This is a genomic window from Halobaculum sp. MBLA0143 (assembly GCF_041361465.1).
Lineage (GTDB): Archaea > Halobacteriota > Halobacteria > Halobacteriales > Haloferacaceae > JAHENP01.
On record NZ_JBGKAC010000001.1, the window covers coordinates 925,519 to 943,971 of the forward strand.

General features: G+C 69.6%; 23 protein-coding genes and 1 pseudogene. 9 read left to right on the forward strand and 15 right to left on the reverse strand.

Annotated features, from left to right (window positions below; genetic code table 11):
* Window positions 1–71 precede the first annotated feature (71 nt).
* Window positions 72–194, forward strand: a complete 123-nt coding sequence (locus RYH79_RS04830; RefSeq protein ID WP_370896775.1) for a hypothetical protein — start codon at window positions 72–74, stop codon at window positions 192–194.
* On the opposite strand, the gene RYH79_RS04835 is transcribed toward RYH79_RS04830, so the two are convergent.
* Window positions 191–874 carry a competence/damage-inducible protein A gene (locus RYH79_RS04835; RefSeq protein ID WP_370896777.1) on the reverse strand — a complete coding sequence of 228 codons (684 nt, stop codon included), beginning with the start codon at window positions 872–874 and terminating at the stop codon, window positions 191–193. The genes RYH79_RS04830 and RYH79_RS04835 overlap by 4 nt on opposite strands.
* A gap of 177 nt (window positions 875–1,051) precedes the next feature.
* Here RYH79_RS04835 and trxA point away from each other — a divergent pair, with 177 nt between their 5' ends.
* Window positions 1,052–1,474 (forward strand): thioredoxin, encoded by a 423-nt coding sequence (gene trxA / locus RYH79_RS04840; RefSeq protein ID WP_370896780.1) that lies wholly within the window; start codon window positions 1,052–1,054, stop codon window positions 1,472–1,474.
* 4 nt (window positions 1,475–1,478) lie between these two features.
* Here trxA and RYH79_RS04845 read toward each other — a convergent pair whose 3' ends face one another.
* Window positions 1,479–1,925, reverse strand: a complete 447-nt coding sequence (locus RYH79_RS04845) for a universal stress protein (RefSeq protein ID WP_370896782.1) — start codon at window positions 1,923–1,925, stop codon at window positions 1,479–1,481.
* A 401-nt stretch (window positions 1,926–2,326) separates the two neighbouring features.
* Between RYH79_RS04845 and RYH79_RS04850 the strand changes: the two genes are divergently transcribed.
* On the forward strand, window positions 2,327–3,574 hold the full coding sequence (locus tag RYH79_RS04850) for a PQQ-dependent sugar dehydrogenase (RefSeq protein ID WP_370896784.1): 1,248 nt from the start codon (window positions 2,327–2,329) through the stop codon (window positions 3,572–3,574).
* On the opposite strand, the gene RYH79_RS04855 is transcribed toward RYH79_RS04850, so the two are convergent.
* The 5 genes from RYH79_RS04855 to RYH79_RS04875 all read right to left on the reverse strand — a co-directional run bounded on the left by RYH79_RS04855 (window position 3,559) and on the right by RYH79_RS04875 (window position 6,211).
* Window positions 3,559–4,386: a nitrilase-related carbon-nitrogen hydrolase gene (locus RYH79_RS04855; protein ID WP_370896786.1), complete on the reverse strand. Its 828-nt coding sequence runs from the start codon at window positions 4,384–4,386 to the stop codon at window positions 3,559–3,561. The two genes, RYH79_RS04850 and RYH79_RS04855, sit on opposite strands and share 16 nt — an antisense overlap.
* Window positions 4,383–4,814: an SRPBCC family protein gene (locus RYH79_RS04860; RefSeq protein ID WP_370896788.1), complete on the reverse strand. Its 432-nt coding sequence runs from the start codon at window positions 4,812–4,814 to the stop codon at window positions 4,383–4,385. The genes RYH79_RS04855 and RYH79_RS04860 overlap by 4 nt, the downstream gene beginning before the upstream one ends.
* A gap of 59 nt (window positions 4,815–4,873) precedes the next feature.
* Window positions 4,874–5,098, reverse strand: coding sequence for a DUF7123 family protein (locus RYH79_RS04865; RefSeq protein ID WP_370896790.1), 225 nt, complete (start codon window positions 5,096–5,098; stop codon window positions 4,874–4,876).
* Between the two features lie 69 nt (window positions 5,099–5,167).
* Window positions 5,168–5,353 carry a DUF7525 family protein gene (locus RYH79_RS04870; protein ID WP_370896792.1) on the reverse strand — a complete coding sequence of 62 codons (186 nt, stop codon included), beginning with the start codon at window positions 5,351–5,353 and terminating at the stop codon, window positions 5,168–5,170.
* 75 nt (window positions 5,354–5,428) lie between these two features.
* The gene (locus RYH79_RS04875; RefSeq protein WP_370900773.1) at window positions 5,429–6,211 is read right to left on the reverse strand and encodes an aldo/keto reductase; all 783 of its coding nucleotides are present in this window, start codon (window positions 6,209–6,211) and stop codon (window positions 5,429–5,431) included.
* A gap of 218 nt (window positions 6,212–6,429) precedes the next feature.
* Between RYH79_RS04875 and RYH79_RS04880 the strand changes: the two genes are divergently transcribed.
* A complete protein-coding gene (locus RYH79_RS04880) occupies window positions 6,430–7,158 on the forward strand; it encodes a DUF4013 domain-containing protein (protein ID WP_370896794.1) in 729 nt (242 codons plus the stop codon).
* Window positions 7,159–7,205: 47 nt separating this feature from the next.
* On the opposite strand, the gene RYH79_RS04885 is transcribed toward RYH79_RS04880, so the two are convergent.
* The 4 genes and pseudogenes from RYH79_RS04885 to RYH79_RS04900 all read right to left on the reverse strand — a co-directional run bounded on the left by RYH79_RS04885 (window position 7,206) and on the right by RYH79_RS04900 (window position 9,581).
* Window positions 7,206–7,976, reverse strand: a complete 771-nt coding sequence (locus tag RYH79_RS04885) for a proteasome assembly chaperone family protein (RefSeq protein ID WP_370896796.1) — start codon at window positions 7,974–7,976, stop codon at window positions 7,206–7,208.
* A gap of 155 nt (window positions 7,977–8,131) precedes the next feature.
* Window positions 8,132–8,308, reverse strand: a pseudogene (locus RYH79_RS04890) (RNA-protein complex protein Nop10); the annotation flags it as partial.
* 16 nt (window positions 8,309–8,324) lie between these two features.
* On the reverse strand, window positions 8,325–9,125 hold the full coding sequence (locus RYH79_RS04895) for a translation initiation factor IF-2 subunit alpha (protein ID WP_370896798.1): 801 nt from the start codon (window positions 9,123–9,125) through the stop codon (window positions 8,325–8,327).
* Between the two features lie 159 nt (window positions 9,126–9,284).
* Window positions 9,285–9,581, reverse strand: coding sequence for a DUF7565 family protein (locus RYH79_RS04900; RefSeq protein WP_370896800.1), 297 nt, complete (start codon window positions 9,579–9,581; stop codon window positions 9,285–9,287).
* 116 nt (window positions 9,582–9,697) lie between these two features.
* Here RYH79_RS04900 and RYH79_RS04905 point away from each other — a divergent pair, with 116 nt between their 5' ends.
* Window positions 9,698–10,456, forward strand: coding sequence for a PHP-associated domain-containing protein (locus RYH79_RS04905; RefSeq protein WP_370896802.1), 759 nt, complete (start codon window positions 9,698–9,700; stop codon window positions 10,454–10,456).
* Window position 10,457: 1 nt separating this feature from the next.
* Here RYH79_RS04905 and RYH79_RS04910 read toward each other — a convergent pair whose 3' ends face one another.
* Window positions 10,458–10,994, reverse strand: coding sequence for a metal-dependent hydrolase (locus tag RYH79_RS04910; RefSeq protein WP_370896803.1), 537 nt, complete (start codon window positions 10,992–10,994; stop codon window positions 10,458–10,460).
* A 250-nt stretch (window positions 10,995–11,244) separates the two neighbouring features.
* Between RYH79_RS04910 and RYH79_RS04915 the strand changes: the two genes are divergently transcribed.
* The 4 genes from RYH79_RS04915 to RYH79_RS04930 all read left to right on the forward strand — a co-directional run bounded on the left by RYH79_RS04915 (window position 11,245) and on the right by RYH79_RS04930 (window position 15,311).
* A complete protein-coding gene (locus RYH79_RS04915; RefSeq protein ID WP_370896805.1) occupies window positions 11,245–12,987 on the forward strand; it encodes a methyl-accepting chemotaxis protein in 1,743 nt (580 codons plus the stop codon).
* 43 nt (window positions 12,988–13,030) lie between these two features.
* Window positions 13,031–13,678 (forward strand): cupin domain-containing protein, encoded by a 648-nt coding sequence (locus RYH79_RS04920; RefSeq protein WP_370896807.1) that lies wholly within the window; start codon window positions 13,031–13,033, stop codon window positions 13,676–13,678.
* 82 nt (window positions 13,679–13,760) lie between these two features.
* Window positions 13,761–14,951, forward strand: coding sequence for a redox-regulated ATPase YchF (locus tag RYH79_RS04925; protein WP_370896808.1), 1,191 nt, complete (start codon window positions 13,761–13,763; stop codon window positions 14,949–14,951).
* Between the two features lie 39 nt (window positions 14,952–14,990).
* Window positions 14,991–15,311, forward strand: a complete 321-nt coding sequence (locus RYH79_RS04930; RefSeq protein WP_370896810.1) for a DUF7991 family protein — start codon at window positions 14,991–14,993, stop codon at window positions 15,309–15,311.
* On the opposite strand, the gene RYH79_RS04935 is transcribed toward RYH79_RS04930, so the two are convergent.
* The 3 genes from RYH79_RS04935 to RYH79_RS04945 all read right to left on the reverse strand — a co-directional run bounded on the left by RYH79_RS04935 (window position 15,308) and on the right by RYH79_RS04945 (window position 18,346).
* Window positions 15,308–16,099, reverse strand: coding sequence for a hypothetical protein (locus tag RYH79_RS04935; RefSeq protein ID WP_370896812.1), 792 nt, complete (start codon window positions 16,097–16,099; stop codon window positions 15,308–15,310). The two genes, RYH79_RS04930 and RYH79_RS04935, sit on opposite strands and share 4 nt — an antisense overlap.
* A 246-nt stretch (window positions 16,100–16,345) precedes the next feature.
* Window positions 16,346–17,113, reverse strand: coding sequence for a hypothetical protein (locus tag RYH79_RS04940; protein ID WP_370896814.1), 768 nt, complete (start codon window positions 17,111–17,113; stop codon window positions 16,346–16,348).
* A gap of 90 nt (window positions 17,114–17,203) precedes the next feature.
* Window positions 17,204–18,346 (reverse strand): acyl-CoA dehydrogenase, encoded by a 1,143-nt coding sequence (locus RYH79_RS04945; RefSeq protein WP_370896816.1) that lies wholly within the window; start codon window positions 18,344–18,346, stop codon window positions 17,204–17,206.
* Window positions 18,347–18,453 lie beyond the last annotated feature (107 nt).

Sequence of the window (18,453 nt, forward strand, 5' to 3'; positions counted from 1 at the left end):
GCGACCCCGGGGACGACGCGCGGGCACACCGAGTAGAAGCGTTCTTGTGCGCCGGCGGGGAACGCCAGCGTATGTCACCAGTTCTGCTCGCGTCCGAGGCGACGACGAAGCTCCCGCCGTTGCTCACCGGCGGTGTCGCACTCTTCTTCAGTCTGGCCGTGACGGCCGCGTGGCTCTACCGGCTGTACAGCTAGACGGTCTCCACCCGGTCGCGGAACCAGTCGGCGGCCGCCTCCACGGACTCCGTGCCGCCCGCGAACTTCACCCGGACGGTGCCGCCGGGGTAGCTGCCGACGGTCACGTCGAACCGTTCGCGGACCGCTCGGAGCCGGTCTAACAGCTCGGACTCCGGCTCCGGCGTCTCCACGAACACGACGTGGTCGCGCTCGCCGGCGAACTCGTCGGCGACGGACTCGAACATCGCCTGCATCTCCGCGGGCACGCCCGGCATGACGTACACGCCGGCGACGACACAGCCCGGCGCGACCCCCTCGGTGTTGTGGAGCACCCGTGCCCCCTCCGGCAGCGCCGTCGTCCCGTCGTCTAACTCGTCGGCCGCGTAGCCGCCGGTCGTCGTCAGCCACTCGCGTGCCGTCTCGTTGGTCGTCAGGTCACGCCCCACCGCGGCCGCGACGCCCACCATCGTCACGTCGTCGTGTGTCGGTCCGACGCCGCCGGTCACTAAGACCGCGTCGTAGTCGGCACGGTACTCGTTGACGACACGAGCGATGTCCGGCTCCCGGTCCGGCACGGTCGTCACCCGCTCGACCGCGACCCCCCGGTCCGTCAGCTCCCCCGCGAGCCACGCCGCGTTCGTGTTCGTCGTGTCGCCGGCCAGGAGCTCGTCTCCGACCGTCACGATAGCTGCCTCCATCGTCGTTCCCTGGGTTCCCCGAGTGTAAGTACGTCCCGACAGCCGGCCGAATTGTGGAGAATTAACAAGATCAGCGCCGCGGCACGCGGGGTTCACGGACACCGCCTGGCTCGATCACGGACAGAATTGTACGGATAGCACAAGGTATTAGGCCGCGTGGCCCCACCGTTCGGACACATGAGCGAGTCCGACCGAATCGACGATATCCGCGAACAGAAGCGTCGGGAGCTGTTGGAGACGGAGACGGGCGAGGAGACGGACGCGAGCACCGGGGTGGGGGTGCCCGACGAGCCGATCCACGTCGACGGCGCCTCCGAGTTCGATCGACTCACCGCCGACCACGATGTGGTGTTCGTCGACTTCTACGCGGACTGGTGTGGTCCGTGCAAGCAGTTGGAGCCGACCGTCGAGCAGTTGGCCGCCGAGACGGACGCGGCCGTCCTGAAGGTGGACATCGACGCCAACCAGCAGATCGCGGCACGCCACGGCGTCCGGAGCGTGCCGACGATGGTGTTGTTCGCGGACGGCGAGCCGGCAGAGCAGGTCGTCGGCGTCCGCGGAGCCGACCGGCTCGGCGACCTGATCCGACAGTACACGTAGTCGGTCAGTCGGGTGGCGTCTTCACGACCAGCGTCGGCCGCGCGGTCGTCTGTGCCACCGCGTTCGTCACGCTCCCGAGCAGTCGTCGGTACGGCTCCGGCTGCTGTCCAGTGCCGAGCACGAGCAGGTCCGCGTCGACCCTGTCGGCGTAGTCCGCGATCGTCTCGGCGGGCTGGCCGTACTCCAGGGCCGTCTCGACGGCCACCTCGTGGTCACGACACCGGTCCGTCACCGCCGCGAGCGTCTCCCGGCCCACCTCGACGAGCCCGTGTTCCGGCCCCTCCGTGGCCGCGACGAACTCGTCGCCGGAGTACGCGGCGAACACCTCGTCGTCGACGACGTACAGCGCGTGGACCGTCGCGCCGACGGCCGCCGCCAACTCGACGGCCTGTGTCGTCGCGCGGTCGGACGTCCTCGTCCCGTCCGTCGAGAGCAGAATTCTGTCGTACACGGCTGTCCGTACGCGTGTGGCGAACGTCAAGCCGCCGGCCAGTTCCGACGACGTGGCGAGAACAGACGAGCGAGAAGCCGACGGAGAACGGACGAGATAGGAGCAACAGAGAACGGACGACAGGCAGACAGACAGACAGTGTGGTTCACCGTTCGGGGCTGGGCCGTTCGGGGGTCCGTGCGTCGTCGGCCGGCGCCTCACAGCGCGATCAGGGTCGCGGCGAGGAACACGGCCATCATCACGACCGTCACCATCGCGGCGATCGTATCAGACTCGGTCATTCCGTGCCTCGTGAGACGTTACGGGCCGGACGGATAAACGTCTGCTGGCGGCTCTCTCCGCTCTGCTCCGACCGGAGCCGGACCGCGGGGCCTTACCGTCACGGCCCCCTACCGGCGGCCGTGAACCGACGACAGTTCCTCCGTCTCGGCGCCGTCGCCGGGCTCGGAACCGCCGCGGGCTGTGCGACCGGCGACGGCCGGGGTCGACCGACGGCGACGACCCGAGCGCCGACCGACACCGCGGCCGGGACGGCGACGGGCGACGACCACACACCGGGCGCGTTCGACCGACGGACGGCCGCGACCGGCTTCGCCGGCCCCTGGGCCATCGAGCCGCTGCCGGACGGGCGGTTCCTCGTCACCGAGAAACCCGGCCGGCTCCAACTCGTCGACCCGGCCGCCGGGGCCGTCACCGAGGTGCCCGGCACCCCCGAGGTGTTCGCTCGCGGGCAGGGTGGTCTGCTCGACGCACGACTCGACCCGTCGTACCCGACGGAGCCGTACCTCTATCTCACGTACGCCGCCCGCGGAGACGGGGACCGCTCCAGCACCCACGTCGGTCGCGGCCGACTCGACCCGGAGGCCCCACGGCTCCGTGGGTTCGAACTGCTCCACGCCGCCGAGCCGTTCGTCGTCTCCGCCGGCCACTACGGCTCCCGGATCGCCTTCGACCGCGACCGTCGGCTGTACGTCTCCGTCGGCGACAGGCAGTTCAAGAACTTCGGCCCCGACCACCACGCCCAACGGCTGGACACGGAACTCGGTGCGGTTCTCCGCCTGACCGCCGACGGCGACGTGCCGACAGACAACCCGTTCCGCGACGACCCGGACGCCCGTGACACTATCTTCTCGTACGGGCACCGCAACGTCCAGGGGATGACGACCCGCCCGGAGACGGGCCGGATCTGGGCCTCGGAGTTCGGCGAACAGGACGGCGACGAGGTGAACGTCCTCCGGCGCGGAGCCAACTACGGCTGGCCGGTCGCAGACGAAGGGTGTACGTACGGCGCCGGCGACCCCATCGGCGTCTCACACGCCGACCGCGCGGACGTGGTCGGGCCGGTCGTCTCCTGGCCGTGTGGCTCCGGCGGCTTCCCCCCCAGCGGGACGACGTTCTACGACGGCGACGGCTTCCCGGAGTGGCGCGGCGACCTGTTCGTCTCCGGGCTCGCCTCCCGGTCGCTCGTCCGGATCGCCGTCGACGACGGCGACGACGGCCCGACCGCCCGAGTCGCCGAGACGCTGCTGGCCGACGAGAACAGACGGATCAGAGACGTGGCCGTCGCGCCCGACGGCTCGTTGCTCGTCGCGCGCGACGGTGACCCCGCTCCCGTCGTGCGGCTCACCCCGGCTCAGGTCGTGTCGTAGACTCGGCGGTCCGACAGGGTGTCGAACTCCTCGCGGACGGCCGTCACCCGGTCCGGCTCCAGGTCGGCGGTCAGCACGGTCGGCTCCGTGCTCGCGGCCGCGAGCGTCGTCCCCCAGGGGTCGTACACGACCGACCGCCCGGCGAGCTCGGCGTCCCCCTGTTCGCCGACGCCGTTCGCGGCCGCCAGGAACGACAGGTTCTCCACCGCCCGCGCCTCCGTCAGCGTCCGCCAGTGTTCCACCCGCGGGTACGGCCACGCGCTGGGCACACACAACAGGTCCGCGCCGCGGTCCGTCAGCGCCCGGAACTGCTCGGGAAATCGGAGATCGTAACAGGTGGCGATCCCGACGGTGAACTCACCGACCGTCGCCGTCTCCAGCCGCTGGCCGGGCTCCAACAACTCCGCTTCCGCCGACTCGTAGCCGAACAGGTGGTGCTTCCGGTAGATCGCCCGCCGCCGTCCGTCGGCGTCGAACAGGACGGCCGTGTTCGCCAGCCCGGTCGGTTCCGGCGTGTCGATCCCGTCCGCGGCCGACGCGGCGAGATCCTCCACGACGGTGCCCGCCAGCAGCGCGAGGTCGGCGTCGGCAGCGCGCTCGGCCAGCCCGGTCAGCCGGTCGCCGGCGACGCTCTCGGCGATCCGGCCGTAGGCGTCGAACGCGAAGTAACCGGCGTCCCACAGCTCCGGGAGCAGCAACAGGTCGGCGTCGCGGTCGGCCGCGGCCGCGACGGCCTCGCGGGCCGCCGCGAGGTTGCGCGAGACCGCCGCCGGCTCCGGCGACAGCTGTGCGACCGCCAGCCGGAGCGTCACAGCCGCGCCCCGTCGTCGGCCCGCATCGCGGCCTCCAAGTTGTCCATCTCCCCGTCCAGGTTCCGTTCGAAGAACGACTCCACGCCCGGCAGCCGGCCGTCGACGACGAACGTGTTGACGAGTCGTGTGCGCCCGTCGTCCGCCTCTTCGACGGTGTGTTCGCCGGTGACGCGGAACGCACGGGACTTACCGACGAACTCCACGTACGTCGGCGGCTCGATACGAACGTCTTCCGTCTCCACCTCCATCGTGGAGGAGATCATCGGGATCGGTAGGCCGACGTGCCAGACGGCCGTGTTCGGCCCAGTCACCTCGAACCCGTCGACGACGCTGATCGCCCCGGCGCGTTTCTCCGGGTCGGAGATGAACTCCCACACGGCCTCCGGCTCGGCGTCGAACAGGAACTCGCGGGTGGCCCGTACAGTCATACGAGCAAGTACGTGCGAACGGTGAAAAAGGCGCTCGGTATCGTCGGACGAGCAGACGGCTACGGGAGCTCCACGCGCCAGGTGGTCGACCGGGCGCGCCCCCACTTCTCGATGTCGACCTCGTCGGCCTTCTCCGCGAGCTGTGGGAGCCGCGAGCCCACCTGTTTTGCGGACAGTCCGATCGCGTCCGCGATGTTCTTGGCGCGGAAGTACTCCTCGCCTCGCGCGACGCTGTCGCGCAGGTAGGCGACGATCCGTTTCTCCTCGTCCGTGTACTCCGTCATCGCTTCGCCCGAACGTAGGGTGCGAAGGTTGTTAACCCTTTTTCGTGTCTCCCGACGTGTACGACCGGCTCAGACGTCGAACACCTGAACCGCGACGACCGCCAGCGCCGCCGCGACCATCGCGGCCGCGAACCCCCACGCCTTGATCGCCTGTGAGCCGCCGAACAACATCGTGCCGCCGCCGACCACGGCGAGCGTGCCGAACGCCAGCGCCAGCCCGATCGCCTTGTCGCTCGTGACTGTCTCCTCGGCCATACCTCCGCTTCCGGAGGCACCGTCTTCACTCCTCGGATTCGCCGCCGCCGTCCGCCGGCGCCGCGCGACCGTCCGTCAGCGGTTCCAGGGGCCGAAGTCCGGGTCCACCCGACGGCTCCGGCGTTCGATCTCGTCGATCCGAGCGACCTCCTCGTCGGTCAGCGTCAGCTCCAGGCTCTCGAAGTTGTCGTGGACGTGCGCCGCGCTCGTCGCCTTCGGGATCGTCGTCACCCCGTGGTGACGCAGCCACGCCAGACTCACCTGCGCCTCGCTCACGCCGTGGTCGGCCGCGATCTCCGACAGTACGTCCACCTCGAACACGGTCCCGCGCGCCAACGGGGAGTACGCCACCGGCTCCACGCCGGCGTCGTGACACGCCGCCCGCAGCTCCGGCTGTGGTAACAACGGGTGGAGCTCCACCTGGTTGGCGAACACCTCGCCGTCGAGAACTTCCAGCGCCGTCTCCAGCTGCGTCGGCTCGAAGTTGGACACCCCGATCCGGTCGATCAGCCCCTCCTCGCGGAGGTCGGCGAACGCCGACAGCGTCGCCTCCGGCTCGTACGTCCGGGCCGGCCAGTGCACGTACAACAGGTCGACGCTGTCGACGCCCAGGCGATCCAACGACTCTCGCGTCGTCCGGGCGACGTCCTCGGGCGCCAGGCTGTCGATCCACACCTTCGTCGCCAGGAACACGTCCTCGCGGGGCACGTCCGCGCGGGCGATTCCGTCGCCGACGGCCGCCTCGTTCTCGTAGATCTGTGCGGTGTCGACGTGGCGGTAGCCCGCCTCCAGCGCCGTCGCCACCGAGGTCGCACACTGTTCGGCGTCCTCGTTCTCCCAGGTTCCGAGCCCGAGCATCGGCACTCCGTTCGCCCGCGGCCCACCGGTGTCGTCTGCTGTCACGTCGGATGGGCGGGCCGTCGACCGTTTCAGCGTTCCGAAGCGTCGTCGCGCCCGTCTCACTACAGTGCTACCGTGTGACACTACGGTTTTATATCATCTCGGCGCGTATCAATTAGTGTAGGTTACCGTAGCAACGGACCCCGTGGCCCGGGCGCGGTGACTACGGTGAGACAATGTTACGAGATGCAATCGAGTTCCCAGTTCGAGGCGACGACGCGGCGAAGACGATCCTGATCGGCGGACTCCTGAGCGTGTTCGGCGTCCTCTTGGTGCCGGTGATCCCGTTAGTCGGCTACCTCCAACAGGTGTTCCGCACGACGGCCGCCGGTGACGAGACACCCCCCGTCTTCGACGACGTAGAGGGACTGTTCGCCGACGGGCTCCGAGCGGTCGCGGTTTCTCTGGTGTACTTCGCCCTGCCGCTGCTCGTCGGCCTGTTCACGTTCGTCGCCGTCGCGATGTTCGTGCCGGCCGCGTTCGTGTCGGCCGGCTCCGGGGCCGATCCCGGGGCGGTCTCGGCCGTCGGCGGCGTGGTCGTGTTCGCGCTGCTGGGGCTCGGACTGCTGTCGACGCTCTGGACGCTGGCGGCGTCGTACCTCCTGCCGCCCGCGTTGGCGCGAGTCGCCGAGACGGACGAAGTCCGGTCCGGCTTCGCGCTCCGGTCGGTGTGGGACACCGCCGCGACGATGGAGTACTTGACCGCCTGGCTGCTGGCCGTCCTCGTCGGTGTCGTCGCCAGCGCCGTATTCAGTGCGGTCGCGGCGCCGACGCTCGTCGGCGGACTGCTCGTCCCGTTCGGGTCGTTCTACCTGGCGGTCGTGACGGTCCGGCTGTACGCGGAGGGGGTCGCCGCCGCCACCCGATCCGGCGGCGAGCCGGAGCCGCGAGAACAGGTCGTCTGACGCCGGTCGCGCGAGTCCGCGCGACGGCCGGGTCGTGAGTCGCTCTCTTACCCGATGTACCGCAGTTCGTCGTCGGAGGGCATCCCGCCGCCGCCACCGCCGCCCTGCATCTCCTGGATCTTCCCGACGACCTCCTCCATCTCCTCTGCGCGGTCTTCCAGGTCAGAGAAGTCGACCTCGATCCCCAACACCGTCTGGATCGTCTCCAGCACAGCCTGGGCGCTCTTCGGGTCGACGAGGTAGCCGGAGGTCTCACCCATCAGACAGGCGGTGTCCAGCCCGCGACGGCTCCCCAGCCCGAGGATCAGCCCGGAGACGCCGACGATTCCGCCGGCGGGCTCGTCCTCGCGGAACTCCACGCCCGCCTCCGACAGCTCGTCTGCGACCGCCGCGTCCGACACCGCGCCGAGCACGTCGTACTCGTCGTCTTCGATCAGCTCCCCGGTCGGAACACCCCCCAGCGCGAACGCCCGCTCGGCGCCGTACGACTCCGCCACGTCGAGGAACGCGTCCGTCAGGTCGTAGTGACCCTCGTTGGAGGCGGCCTGGTGGTCGCCCGTCAACACGAGCAGCTCTGCACCGTCCGCCTCGACGTAGTGGAACTGCGCGTGTGTCAGCTCGGCGACACCCTCGTCGCCGACGGTCACCTGCGGCGGGAAGTCCGTCGTGTACACCCGGGCGACGAGTTCGCCGTCGAACTCCTCGACGAGGTGTTCGGCCGCGAGCTTCCCGACGTGGCCCACGCCGGGCAGCCCCTCGACGAACACCGGCTGTGTCGTCTCCGGCTCGGCGACAGTCTCGATCTCGATGTCCTCCATACCACACACGCGGGCTGCGGTTCACAAAGGTGCGTCGGCTCCGGTGTGTGACCCCACCCGACTCACGAGGTGTTCGACGCGTCTGTCGCGTCGTCTTCCGCGTTCTCTCCGTTCTCTGCGTCTTCTGCGTTCTCTGCGTCCTCCCCGTTCTCGTCGCGGGCCCGTCGTTTCGCTCGCCGGCGGTACTCCCCGTGGGGGTCGTCGGGTCCGAACGGCGCCGGGGCGGCGTTGACCGCGTCGGCGCCACAGTCCGGACACGTCTCGCCCAGCGTGTACACCGGGCGGTCGTGAGCCCGCTCCCAGTCGGCACAGACGTGAACGTCGGACTTCACGGTCGCCGTCGAGGAGTCACTCCTCGTCCGTGTGGCGCTCGCGGTGGTACGCTCCGGTGCCGCCCACCTCGCCGATGCGGCCGGCGGCGCGCTCGGCCGAGGCCTCCAGTTCCCGTTCTGCGGTCTTGTAGTCCGGCGCCTTCACCGTGATCCGGTACTCCGGCGACCCGACGTACGACACGGACAGCTCCACCTCCTCGGGCACCTCGCCGTTCCCCTCCGCCGACTGGAGGGCGTCTCTGATCGCGTCGACCCCGTCCGGCGACGGACACTCCAGGTCGACGTAGCCCGTCACGTTGACGTACGGGACGGAGACGTTCTCGCGGGCCGCCTCCACGACCGCGTCCACCTCGTCGTCGGTCAGGTCCACGTCCTCCAGCGCCTCGTGGCCGTGGATCGCCGCCTGCTCGAACCCGTCGTACATCGTGCCGAACCCCGCCAGCAGCTCCGTGGCGACACCGCTGTACTTCTCGTCGCTCACGTCCTCGCCGAAGGCGATCGTCATCCAGTTGTCCGCCTTCCGTTCGTTCTTCCACTCCTGGATCTTGTCCGACCGTTGGTGGTCGTTCACGTCCTTCAGCGACAGGTCGATCTGTTGGCTGGACTCGTCGATGTCCAACACCTTGGCGACGACCCGTTCGCCCGTGTTGACGTGGTCGCGGATGTTCTTGATCCAACCAGACGCCACCTCGCTGACGTGGACGAGCCCGCGTTTGTCCTCGTACTCCTCTAAGTCGACGAACACGCCGAAGTCGGCGATCTCGTCTACCTCGCCGACGACGAGGTCACCCTTCTCGGGCCAGCCTGTGAATTTCATGTCCGGTGGTTGCGGACGGAGCCATATACCGTTTCCTTTCGCCGCCGTGGCGCGTCACCGCCCAGCGGGCCGACTCCGACGGCCGCGCCGCTCGCGACGACTACGGACGGAGAGACGGACGGCCGTGTCACTCGGCGCGCGAGACGCCTCGGCGGTTCGTCACTCGGAGCCGTTGAGTCGTTCGACGACCGACCGGAGGTCGGCCGTGTCCTCGACTGCGGCTTTGATCTCCTCGCGTTCCCGAACGGCGTCGGAGTCGGCGTCGTACGCGCGGACGAACTCCGCGCGGGTGTGCTCGTCGAAGGCGTGCCGGATGGCGAAGTACCCCTCCGGGACGATCGTCCCGCAGACGGCACACTCGTGGCGCTCGTGTTCCGTCGTCTGGTGGACGATCGCGTCCTCGACAGCGTCGAACGCCGCCTCACAGCCGTCGATCCCGCAGTCCCAGCCGGGCATACCTCCGAGTCCAGCGGCGAGGGGCAAAAGCCTTCTCGGTCGGACGTCCCGGCGGCGGACGGCCGGCGACGACCCGAAACAGAACCGACAAGTCTGTGCCGGGCCAGTCGACCGACGTGAGCGAGGGAACCCGCGTCGACTGTCACGTGAAGACCCTAGACGAGCGGGTGGTCAGCCGGGCGAAAGCGGCCGGACTGGACGTGATCGTGTACGCCCCCCACTTCACGCGGCTGCCGACGATCCGCGAGCGGGCCGCACGGTTCAGCGACGACGAACTGTCGGTCGTCCCCGCTCGGGAGATCTTCACCGGCGACTGGCGGTGCCGCCGTCACCTCCTGGCGATCGGACTGTCCGAGCCCGTTCCGGACTTCGTCAGCTTCGAGGGGGCGCTGTCGGAGTGTGCTCGTCAGGAGGCGGCGGTGTTGGTGCCACACCCGGAGTTCCTGAACGTGTCGCTGACACGGGCGGAGGTCGGTGCTCACCGGGACGCGATCCACGCGGTGGAGACGGGCAACGCCAAGCTGTTCGATCACCAGAACGAACGAGGCGAACGGATCACGGCCGCCTTCGAGCTCGAACGGTTCGCCTCCTCGTACGCCCACTTCCCGGGGACCGTCGGGGCCGCCTGGACGACGTTCGAGACGGACCTGGAGACGGCCGGCGATCTGGCGGAGGCGCTCCGGACGGGCGCGTCCCGCCGGACGGTCGTCCGGTCGGACCCGGCGACGCGCGCCCGCCGGCTGGCGGAGTTCACCCACCTCGCTTACGAGAACTCCTGGGGGAAACTCGACAGGCTGTTCCTCTCCGGGATGGAGCCGACACACCCGCGACACATCGCCTACGACGACCGGTTCGACGACGTGGCAGTGTACTGACTCAGATCGGCCCGGCTTCGGCCACCTGGACGAACTGTGCGGCCGCCTCCGGCAGGAGCTCGTACACCGCCGGACGCAGCCCGGCGGTCGTCAAGTCGACGACGAAGAAGTGGAGCACGCCCAACAGTGCCACCTCGGCGACGGAGATGATCGTCGTCACGAGCCCGGCGCGGTCGCTGGAGACGGCCACCCCGATCGGCAGACCGTACTCCTGCTCGTAGGGGTAGAACAAGGCGATTCCGCGCTTGCTGCCGACGATGTCTAGGATGTAGTGGGTGGCGATCCCGACCCAGACGAAGTGGAGGTTGTCGAACAGGATCGGGTAGGCAACGAACAGGCCGAGCACGGGGAGGTTGTGGAGCGTCTTGCGGTGGCGGCCGAACTCCGTGTCGATGTCCGGCAGCAACGCTCCCAGCACGACCGGCGGCAACAGCTCCACCGCCCACTCCAGCGTCCCCAGTTCCGGCGCCGGCGAGACGACGACCGCCAGCCCGAGCGCCAACAGTACCCCGTTCGAGACGTGACCCCGTTTGTTCACGCCCGGAGTTGTGCACCCCCCCGGTCAAACAGTTTCGGCTTCCGGCCGGACGCGGCGTCGTCGACCGCAACCGAGGGTCCAGTACCGTCGACGACCACCGACCGTCCGGCCCCGTCGGAGCGGTGACACCCCTCGACGGACACAGGCTGTGCCACGCCCCGGATTAGATCAACAGTTTCGGCAGTAAGCGGCTTCTCGCGGGTGATAATCCGAGCCACAGGTCTATGAGTAGTGGCGTCGTCCGGGCGTTATGGTCGAGAGTCTCGTCGACGGGGAGTCGATCGACACGGGCCAGTCTGCAGAGGAGTTGGCGGCAGAGATCGGGCTGACGGACGAGGAGATCGCCTGGCGAAAGGAGTTCGTCGAGTTCGACGCCGACGACGAAGACCGGATGGGGAGGATGCGCGACACGATAGAGGCCAACGAACAGACGCTCGTGGACGCCTTCCTCGGCCCGGTGTTCGCCAACGAGCGGACGAAGGCGGTGACGGACCGCTCGCCGCGGGACGCCGACGCCTTAGAACAGATCGTGTCGGGTTACTTCCGGACGCTCACCGGCGGGACGTACGACCGCGACTACTACACCCACCGCACCCGGATCGGTCGGCTCCACGACCGGTTGGAGATGCCGCTCCACTACTTCGCGGGGATGTTCGGCAACCTCGCGGCCACGCTCACGGAGACGCTGTTGACGGCGGCCGCAGACGACGTGGCCGACGCCGTCGGCGGCGAGGCGGGGGAGACGGCTGCGGCCCGCGTCCGAGAGGCGACGGGAGACGCGACGGCCGCGATCCGGGCGCTCAACCTGGACATGCAGGTCGTCAACGACACATACCTCCACTCGTACTCGGCGTCGATCCGCGAGGAGGTGGACGCCTCCCGCGAGATGCGGAGCCGGGTGGACGACAGCGTCGACGAGGCGTTCGACACCGCCGAGACGATTCAGGCCCGGATCGACGCCGTCCGCGAGTCCACCGCGGATCAGGAGTCGGCGGCCGCAGAGGCCGCGAGCGAGGTGAACGATCTCTCGGCGACGACGGAAGAGATCGCGGCGACCACCGACGAGGTGGACGCGACCGCAGCCGAGGCCACGGAGACGGTCGCCGACGGTCAGGCGGCCGCCGCCGAGGCGGTGGAGACGATGGACGACGTGCGGGCCGCCCGCGAAGAGATCGCGGCGGAGCTGGACGACCTCGTCGACGCCGTCGGCGAGATCGACCGGATCGTCGACGCCATCGACGGGATCGCCGACGAGACGAACATCCTGGCGCTGAACGCCTCCATCGAGGCCGCCCGCGCGGGCGACGCCGGCGCCGGCTTCGCGGTCGTCGCAGAGGAGGTCAAGAGCCTGGCCGAGGAGTCACAGGAACGCGCAGACGAGGTGGAGTCCGTGCTCGCCGACGTGGACGCCCGAATCGACCGGACGCTCGACAGCTTGGAGCGCGTAGAGACGAGAGTCGACGACGGCGTCGACGCCGTCGAGGAGACGGACGCAGCCCTGGACGACATCGCCGATCAGGTCGGTCGCGTGACGGACGCAGTCGGCGAGGTGTCGGCCGCGACGGACGACCAGGCCGCCGGAGCGGCGGAGCTGGCGGCCGTCACGGAGACCGTCGCGGACGGCGCCTCCACGGTCGACGAGGGGGTGGAGGCGGTCGCCGACCTGACCGACGACCAGACGGCGCTGTTAGCCGATATCCGCGAGGAGGTAGACGGGTTGGACGGAGTGGTGAGCACCGACACCGGTGCCGTCACGGACAGCAGCGACTGGGAGGGTCCCACCTACGAGACGGCGGTGCCGGACCGGTACGACACGGAGCCGACGGCGCCGACCCACGCGGACGGCGACACGGCCGCCGACGGGGGCATCCCGGCCGAACTCCGCCGACGGCTCCCGGAGGGGATGCCGGAGTTCGTGATCGAGGGGATGGACGAGGCGCGGCTCCGCGAGATCGCCGACGGCGACGGCGAACGGCCGGAGTGGGCGGAGTAGCCGACGGCGAAGCTTCTTGTCCGCCGCGGGGCACGCTCGGAGCGTGACCGACGACGACCACGCGAGCGAGGCGAGCGAGACGCCCGGCGGCGTCGTGGGCGACGGGACGGGCACCGCCGGAGCGGCGAACACGGCCGGAGCGGCGGACGACGGCGCGAACGGCCCGAGCGACGAGACCGAGGAGACACCCGCGACGGAGACGTTCCCGGGGGGTTACGCTCGGGCGACCGTCTCGGCGCTCCCGGACGCACCCAACCCGACGCGGGGGAAACGCGAGGTAGACGAGGCGGTCGGGGCGAGTCAGTTCGGCTGCAACCTGTTCGTCGCCGACCCGGGCGAACAGCTGCCGTGGGGCTACCACCACCACCCGGACCACGAGGAGCTGTTCTACGTTCTCGCGGGCGAACTCCGGGTGGAGACGGACAACGGTGACCGTCGGGTGACGGCCGGGCAGGTGTTCTTCGTTCCGGCGGGGGCGGGCAACCGCGCCCGGGCGGTCGGCGACCGGCGGGCGCGGGTGTTGGCCGTCGGTGCCCCGAAGGCGAGCGACGGCGCGGTGATCTCGGAGCCGTGTCCGGCGTGTGGCGCGGAGACGGACCGGACGGCCGACCGTGACGGCGACGCGTACGTCCTGTCGTGTGCGGACTGTGGCACGGAGACCGACCGGTTCGGCGCCGGGCCGGAGGCGTGACTGCGACCGCGACCGTGCCACCCCCTCACGCGGCCGGGACGGACCGGAAGCGACACGGCGGCGCGGGCCGGCCGAAGACACAGTGAGCTACGAGATCGGGCTCGTGGGCAAGCCCTCGGTGGGGAAGTCCACGTTCTTCAACGCCGCGACGACGAACGACGTGCCGGAGGGGGCGTACCCGTTCACGACGATCGACCCGAGCGTCGGAGAGGCGTACGTCCGTGTCGACTGTGCGGCCCCGGAGTTCGGCGACCACGACTGCACGCCGACCACCGGCTACTGTGCCGACGAGACCCGGTACGTCCCGGTGAAGCTGATCGACGTGGCCGGGCTCGTCCCGGGCGCCCACGAGGGCCGCGGGCTCGGCAACCAGTTCCTGACGGACCTCAACGAGGCGGACGCGCTGGTCCACGTCGTCGACTTCACCGGCGAGACGGACCTGGAGGGTGAGCCGACGGAGGGGCACGACCCCCGCGAGGACATCGACTTCCTGTTCGAGGAGTTAGACGAGTGGTACTGCGACGTGTTGGAACGCGGGATCGAACGCCACCAGTCCGGCTACCACGGCGCCGAGTCGGAGCTGGCCGTCGACCTCGCCGAGCAGTTCTCCTCGTTCGGCCTCTCCGACGACGAGATCGACCGGTTGTTGCGCCGTCACGATCTCGGGACGGACCCGACCGTCTGGGACGCGGACGACGAGCGGACGCTGGCGACGGCGATGCGACGGGCGAGCAAGCCCACCGTGATCGCCGCCAACAAGCTCGACACCGCGGCCGCCCGCGAGAACTGGGCGGAGATCACGTCCGACCCCGACTACGACCACCTCACGTTCGTCCCGGCGTCGGCCCACGCGGAGAAGGCGCTCCGCAACGGTGACGAGGCGGACGTGCTGTCGTACGACCCCGGCGCGGCCGACTTCGAGATCACCGCCGACCTGCCGGCCGCAAAACGCGAGGCGCTGACCGAGGTGCGGTCGTTCCTGGACCGGTTCGGCGGGACGGGCGTCCAGACGGCGATCGAGACCGCGTTGTTCGACGAACTGGGGACGATGGCGGTGTTCCCCGGCGACGGCACGCCGCGCGCGGACGGGAAGTTCCTCCAGGAGTGTCTGCTCGTCCCCGAGGGGACGACCGCGGAGGGGTTCGCCCACGCCGTCCACTCGGAGATCGGCGACGGCTTCCTCTACGCCACGGACGCCCGAACGGGCCGCCAGGTCGGCGCCGACACGGAGCTGTCCCACCGGGACGTGGTCGAGGTGACGACGACGACCTGAACCCGACAGCCCGAAGTCGCCCACCCCCGTACGACCGGCATGGCCACTGTCGTGGAACTGGTGTTGTTCGGGGTCGTCTTGATCGTCCAGACGCTCCTGGCCGCGGTGGCGACCCGTTTCTTCCGCATTCGGATGAATACTAGCTGGGGGTGGGTCGTGTACACGGCGTTGCTCACCCCGTTGTTGTTGTTCGTCGTGACGCTCCTCACCACCGGCGCGCTCGGGATCGGCCCGGACCTGGGCGGGCCGGGCGTCGCGCTCGCCGTCACGGTGGGCGTTCCGTTGGCGCTGGGGTTCACGATCGACCTGTTGTACGTCCCGTCGCCCGAGGAGTACGACCTCCCGGACACCAAGAGCTAGTTCTCGGCGTCGTCGGCCCACGACGGTCGTTGGACGGTGACGCCGTCCAACGCCCGCAGTTGGAGCCGCCTGACGACCGTGACGTTCCGCCCGGCCAGGTCCGTCTCGTAGCGGACGGTCGCCGACCGGACGACACCCGACTCCAACCGCACGACCGTCGCGGTGAGGTTGCGGACCGTCGGCGCGTTCGGCCGGTCCGTCTCCGGCGTTCTGGCGGTGAACACGTCGACCGTCCCCTGTGTCGTCACGCTGGAGCCGGCGTACGTCACGGGCCAGTAGGCGAACAGAGTGTAGACGGTGAGCCGGGCGCTGGCGGTCTGTCGCTCGTAACGGCGCGGCGGACGGTCGCGGACCAACGGCGTCGCCTCCGGGCCGAACCGCTCGACGACGACGCTCCCGTTCGTCCAGACGGTGACGTTCCGACCGACGCTCACCCCGTAGTCCGGACGGGGGACCTGGGTCCGGGCTCGGACGTACGAGCGGTCGCCGTCCACGCGACTCCGGACCGTCCGCCGGGCGACCAACTCTCCGTCGGGCGTGTAGACGACCCGCACGCGCTCGAAGGCGGCGCTCCGGGTGCGAGCGACGGCGGCGTGGCGGGCCGCGCGCTGGGCAGGCTCTCCGGTCTGTCCGGCGGTCGGCGTCGCCGTCGGCGACGGCGTCGCGGTCGACGACGGCGTCTCCTCTAACGCCGGATTCACCGTGACCGTCCGGTCGCCGCCGCCGACGCCGGCGCCACAGCCAGCGAGGACGACGAGCAGGACGACCGCGAGCCGGCGTCGTCTCACGACGGGCCCTCGCCGACGGCAGTCGTCCGGAGGCAGTCGGTGACGGGCTGCCGGCGGGGCGTCACCACGGACCGGACGACCGACCGCCCCCTGGTGGCTCGGGCGGTGGCGTTCGGCCCGAGCGACCGGAGTGTCGGCGACACGGGCGGAGCGAGCGTGGGCGACACGGGCAGAACGGAGGGCCCCGCACGAGGAAACTCCACCGGTTCCGGGGGGCCGGCCGGGAGTCTCTCGTCGACCGGCGACCTACCGGTCGACCGGGACGAGCCACGCGCCCGGTCCCCCCGTGGGCGTCTCCGACTCGCCGACGACCCGCCTGCGCTCCAGTTCCACCTTGACGAGGCTGAAGCCGACGACCGACAGCGGGAGCGTCCCCACCGGGAGGACCACGCTCGACAGTACCCCGACCGCGTACCACACGACTCCGTAGACGCCGTAACCAACAACAATCCGGCCTAGCCGCTGCATGACGACGTACGCCGACAGCTCGCTGTCTCCGAGACCGTACCACCGGTAGACGACGGCGATCTGTGCGAGGACCACTCCAGCGACAAGCACTGTGACAGTCGTGTCGCCGATGACTGTCGCTGCGTCGCTCAAGAACCCATGTATATCGACTGGATTGCGCACTCCACCGGTCGGGTCGTCGGTGAAGTTGTCAGTCATCATCGCACCCAACGTAGCTGTGATTAGTGAGAGGAAGACGGCCGAAACGCCGACGACGTGGACGTTCTTTGTCCGCACCGACGGGAGTAGCGGCAGATCGACCCGTTCTGGAAGTGGTAGCAGTTTGGGAATCGGAAGCAGAGGTACCTCCATCCGTTCACGCTCGTCAATCGCGTTCGGCTGTTGTGCGAACAGGCCGACGAGTACGTACGACCAGACGAGTGTCGTGAGTTCCGCCGAGTACGCGACCGCGACCGCCGTCGCTCCCCAGCCGAACGCGACGACGCCGACGGCCGGGAGCAGCGACGCGACGGCCAACAGCCCGGTCGCAAGCGTGTCTCCCCTCATCTCGTCGTGGGTCGCTTGTGTGCGCGTATCACCCTTTCGATCAAGCGACGAACAGGAGAGAAAGACGCTAGGACGGCGCGGTGGGTTCGACTACTCCAACACCTGATCGGCGATGGTGTTGCGGAGGATTTCGCTGGTCCCCTCGTAGATCTCGTTCAGCTTGGCGTCGCGGTAGTAACGCTCCACGGGGAAGTCCTTCGTGTAGCCGTAGCCGCCGTGGATCTGGATCGCCTCGTTGGCCACCTCGCGGGACACTTCGCTGGCGTACAGCTTGGCCTGGGCCGCCTCCTTCACGAAGTCCTCGCCGCGGATCTTCATGTCGGCGGCCTTGTGCATCAGCATCTTCGCGGCCTGGAGCTTCGTGTCCATGTCGGCGATCTTGTGTTGGATCGACTGGAACTCCGAGATCGGTCGTTCGAACTGCTCGCGGTCGGTGGCGTAGTCGGCCGCCTCCTCCAGCGCCGCGCGGGCGATGCCGACCCCGCGGGCCGCGATGGTGATCCGACCGCCGTTGAGCGTCTTCAGCGCGTGGACGAACCCGCGGCCCTCCTCGCCCAGCCGACGCTCCTCGGGGACGTACATCTCGTCGAACCGGAGTTCCGCGGTCGGACACCCCTTGTCGCCCAGCTTGTGTTCCGTGTTCTCGACGACGAAGCCGTCGTCAGTCTCCGGCCGGACGACGAACGAGGAGATTCCCTCGTTGCCCGCCTCCGGGTCCGTCTTGGCGAACACGATCACCGTGTCGGCGACGGAGCCGTTGGAGGTCCACAGCTTCCCGCCGTCGATCACGTAGCCGTCCCCCTCGCGCTCGGCGGTGGTGTCCATCGCCGGCACGTCGGAGCCGGCCTGCGGCTCCGACAGCGCGAACGCGCCGATCTCGTCGCCCAGCGCCAGGGGTTCGAGGTACGCCTCCTTCTGGCGCTCGTCCCCGAAGGCGTACACCATGTTGCCCGCCAGGGAGATGTGGGCGGCGACGATGGTGCCGAGTCCGCCCGAGCCACGGGAGATGTGTTCCAACCCGATGGCGTAGCTGTGGTAGTCGAGCCCGGCACCGCCGTACTCCTCCGGGAACGGCATCCCGAGGAGCCCCAGCTCCGACATCTCGTCGAGCAAGTCGGCGGGGAACTCGTCCGTCTCGTCGATCTCGGCGGCCCGCGGGACCACCTCCTCGTCGACGAACTCCGCGACCATGTCGCGGATCTGCCGTTGTTCCGTCGTCAGCTCGAAGTCCATGATCGACCGTTGGATAGGCACCACTAAAACCGTGTGGGACCCGGAGCGTGCGGTCACGCCGCGGTCGGGGACGGGGTCGCGTAGCGCTGGCGACTCAAACGCCGCCG

What these genes read in the sequence shown, in the direction of transcription:
- RYH79_RS04830 (WP_370896775.1), top strand. Translation starts at nt 72, where the DNA reads ATGTCACCAGTTCTGCTCGCGTCCGAGGCGACGACGAAGCTCCCGCCG.
- RYH79_RS04835 (WP_370896777.1), bottom strand. Translation starts at nt 874, where the DNA reads ATGGAGGCAGCTATCGTGACGGTCGGAGACGAGCTCCTGGCCGGCGAC.
- trxA (WP_370896780.1), top strand. Translation starts at nt 1,052, where the DNA reads ATGAGCGAGTCCGACCGAATCGACGATATCCGCGAACAGAAGCGTCGG.
- RYH79_RS04860 (WP_370896788.1), bottom strand. Translation starts at nt 4,814, where the DNA reads ATGACTGTACGGGCCACCCGCGAGTTCCTGTTCGACGCCGAGCCGGAG.
- RYH79_RS04865 (WP_370896790.1), bottom strand. Translation starts at nt 5,098, where the DNA reads ATGACGGAGTACACGGACGAGGAGAAACGGATCGTCGCCTACCTGCGC.
- RYH79_RS04870 (WP_370896792.1), bottom strand. Translation starts at nt 5,353, where the DNA reads ATGGCCGAGGAGACAGTCACGAGCGACAAGGCGATCGGGCTGGCGCTG.
- RYH79_RS04875 (WP_370900773.1), bottom strand. Translation starts at nt 6,211, where the DNA reads ATGCTCGGGCTCGGAACCTGGGAGAACGAGGACGCCGAACAGTGTGCG.
- RYH79_RS04880 (WP_370896794.1), top strand. Translation starts at nt 6,430, where the DNA reads ATGTTACGAGATGCAATCGAGTTCCCAGTTCGAGGCGACGACGCGGCG.
- RYH79_RS04885 (WP_370896796.1), bottom strand. Translation starts at nt 7,976, where the DNA reads ATGGAGGACATCGAGATCGAGACTGTCGCCGAGCCGGAGACGACACAG.
- RYH79_RS04895 (WP_370896798.1), bottom strand. Translation starts at nt 9,125, where the DNA reads ATGAAATTCACAGGCTGGCCCGAGAAGGGTGACCTCGTCGTCGGCGAG.
- RYH79_RS04900 (WP_370896800.1), bottom strand. Translation starts at nt 9,581, where the DNA reads ATGCCCGGCTGGGACTGCGGGATCGACGGCTGTGAGGCGGCGTTCGAC.
- RYH79_RS04915 (WP_370896805.1), top strand. Translation starts at nt 11,245, where the DNA reads ATGGTCGAGAGTCTCGTCGACGGGGAGTCGATCGACACGGGCCAGTCT.
- RYH79_RS04930 (WP_370896810.1), top strand. Translation starts at nt 14,991, where the DNA reads ATGGCCACTGTCGTGGAACTGGTGTTGTTCGGGGTCGTCTTGATCGTC.
- RYH79_RS04940 (WP_370896814.1), bottom strand. Translation starts at nt 17,113, where the DNA reads ATGAGGGGAGACACGCTTGCGACCGGGCTGTTGGCCGTCGCGTCGCTG.
- RYH79_RS04945 (WP_370896816.1), bottom strand. Translation starts at nt 18,346, where the DNA reads ATGGACTTCGAGCTGACGACGGAACAACGGCAGATCCGCGACATGGTC.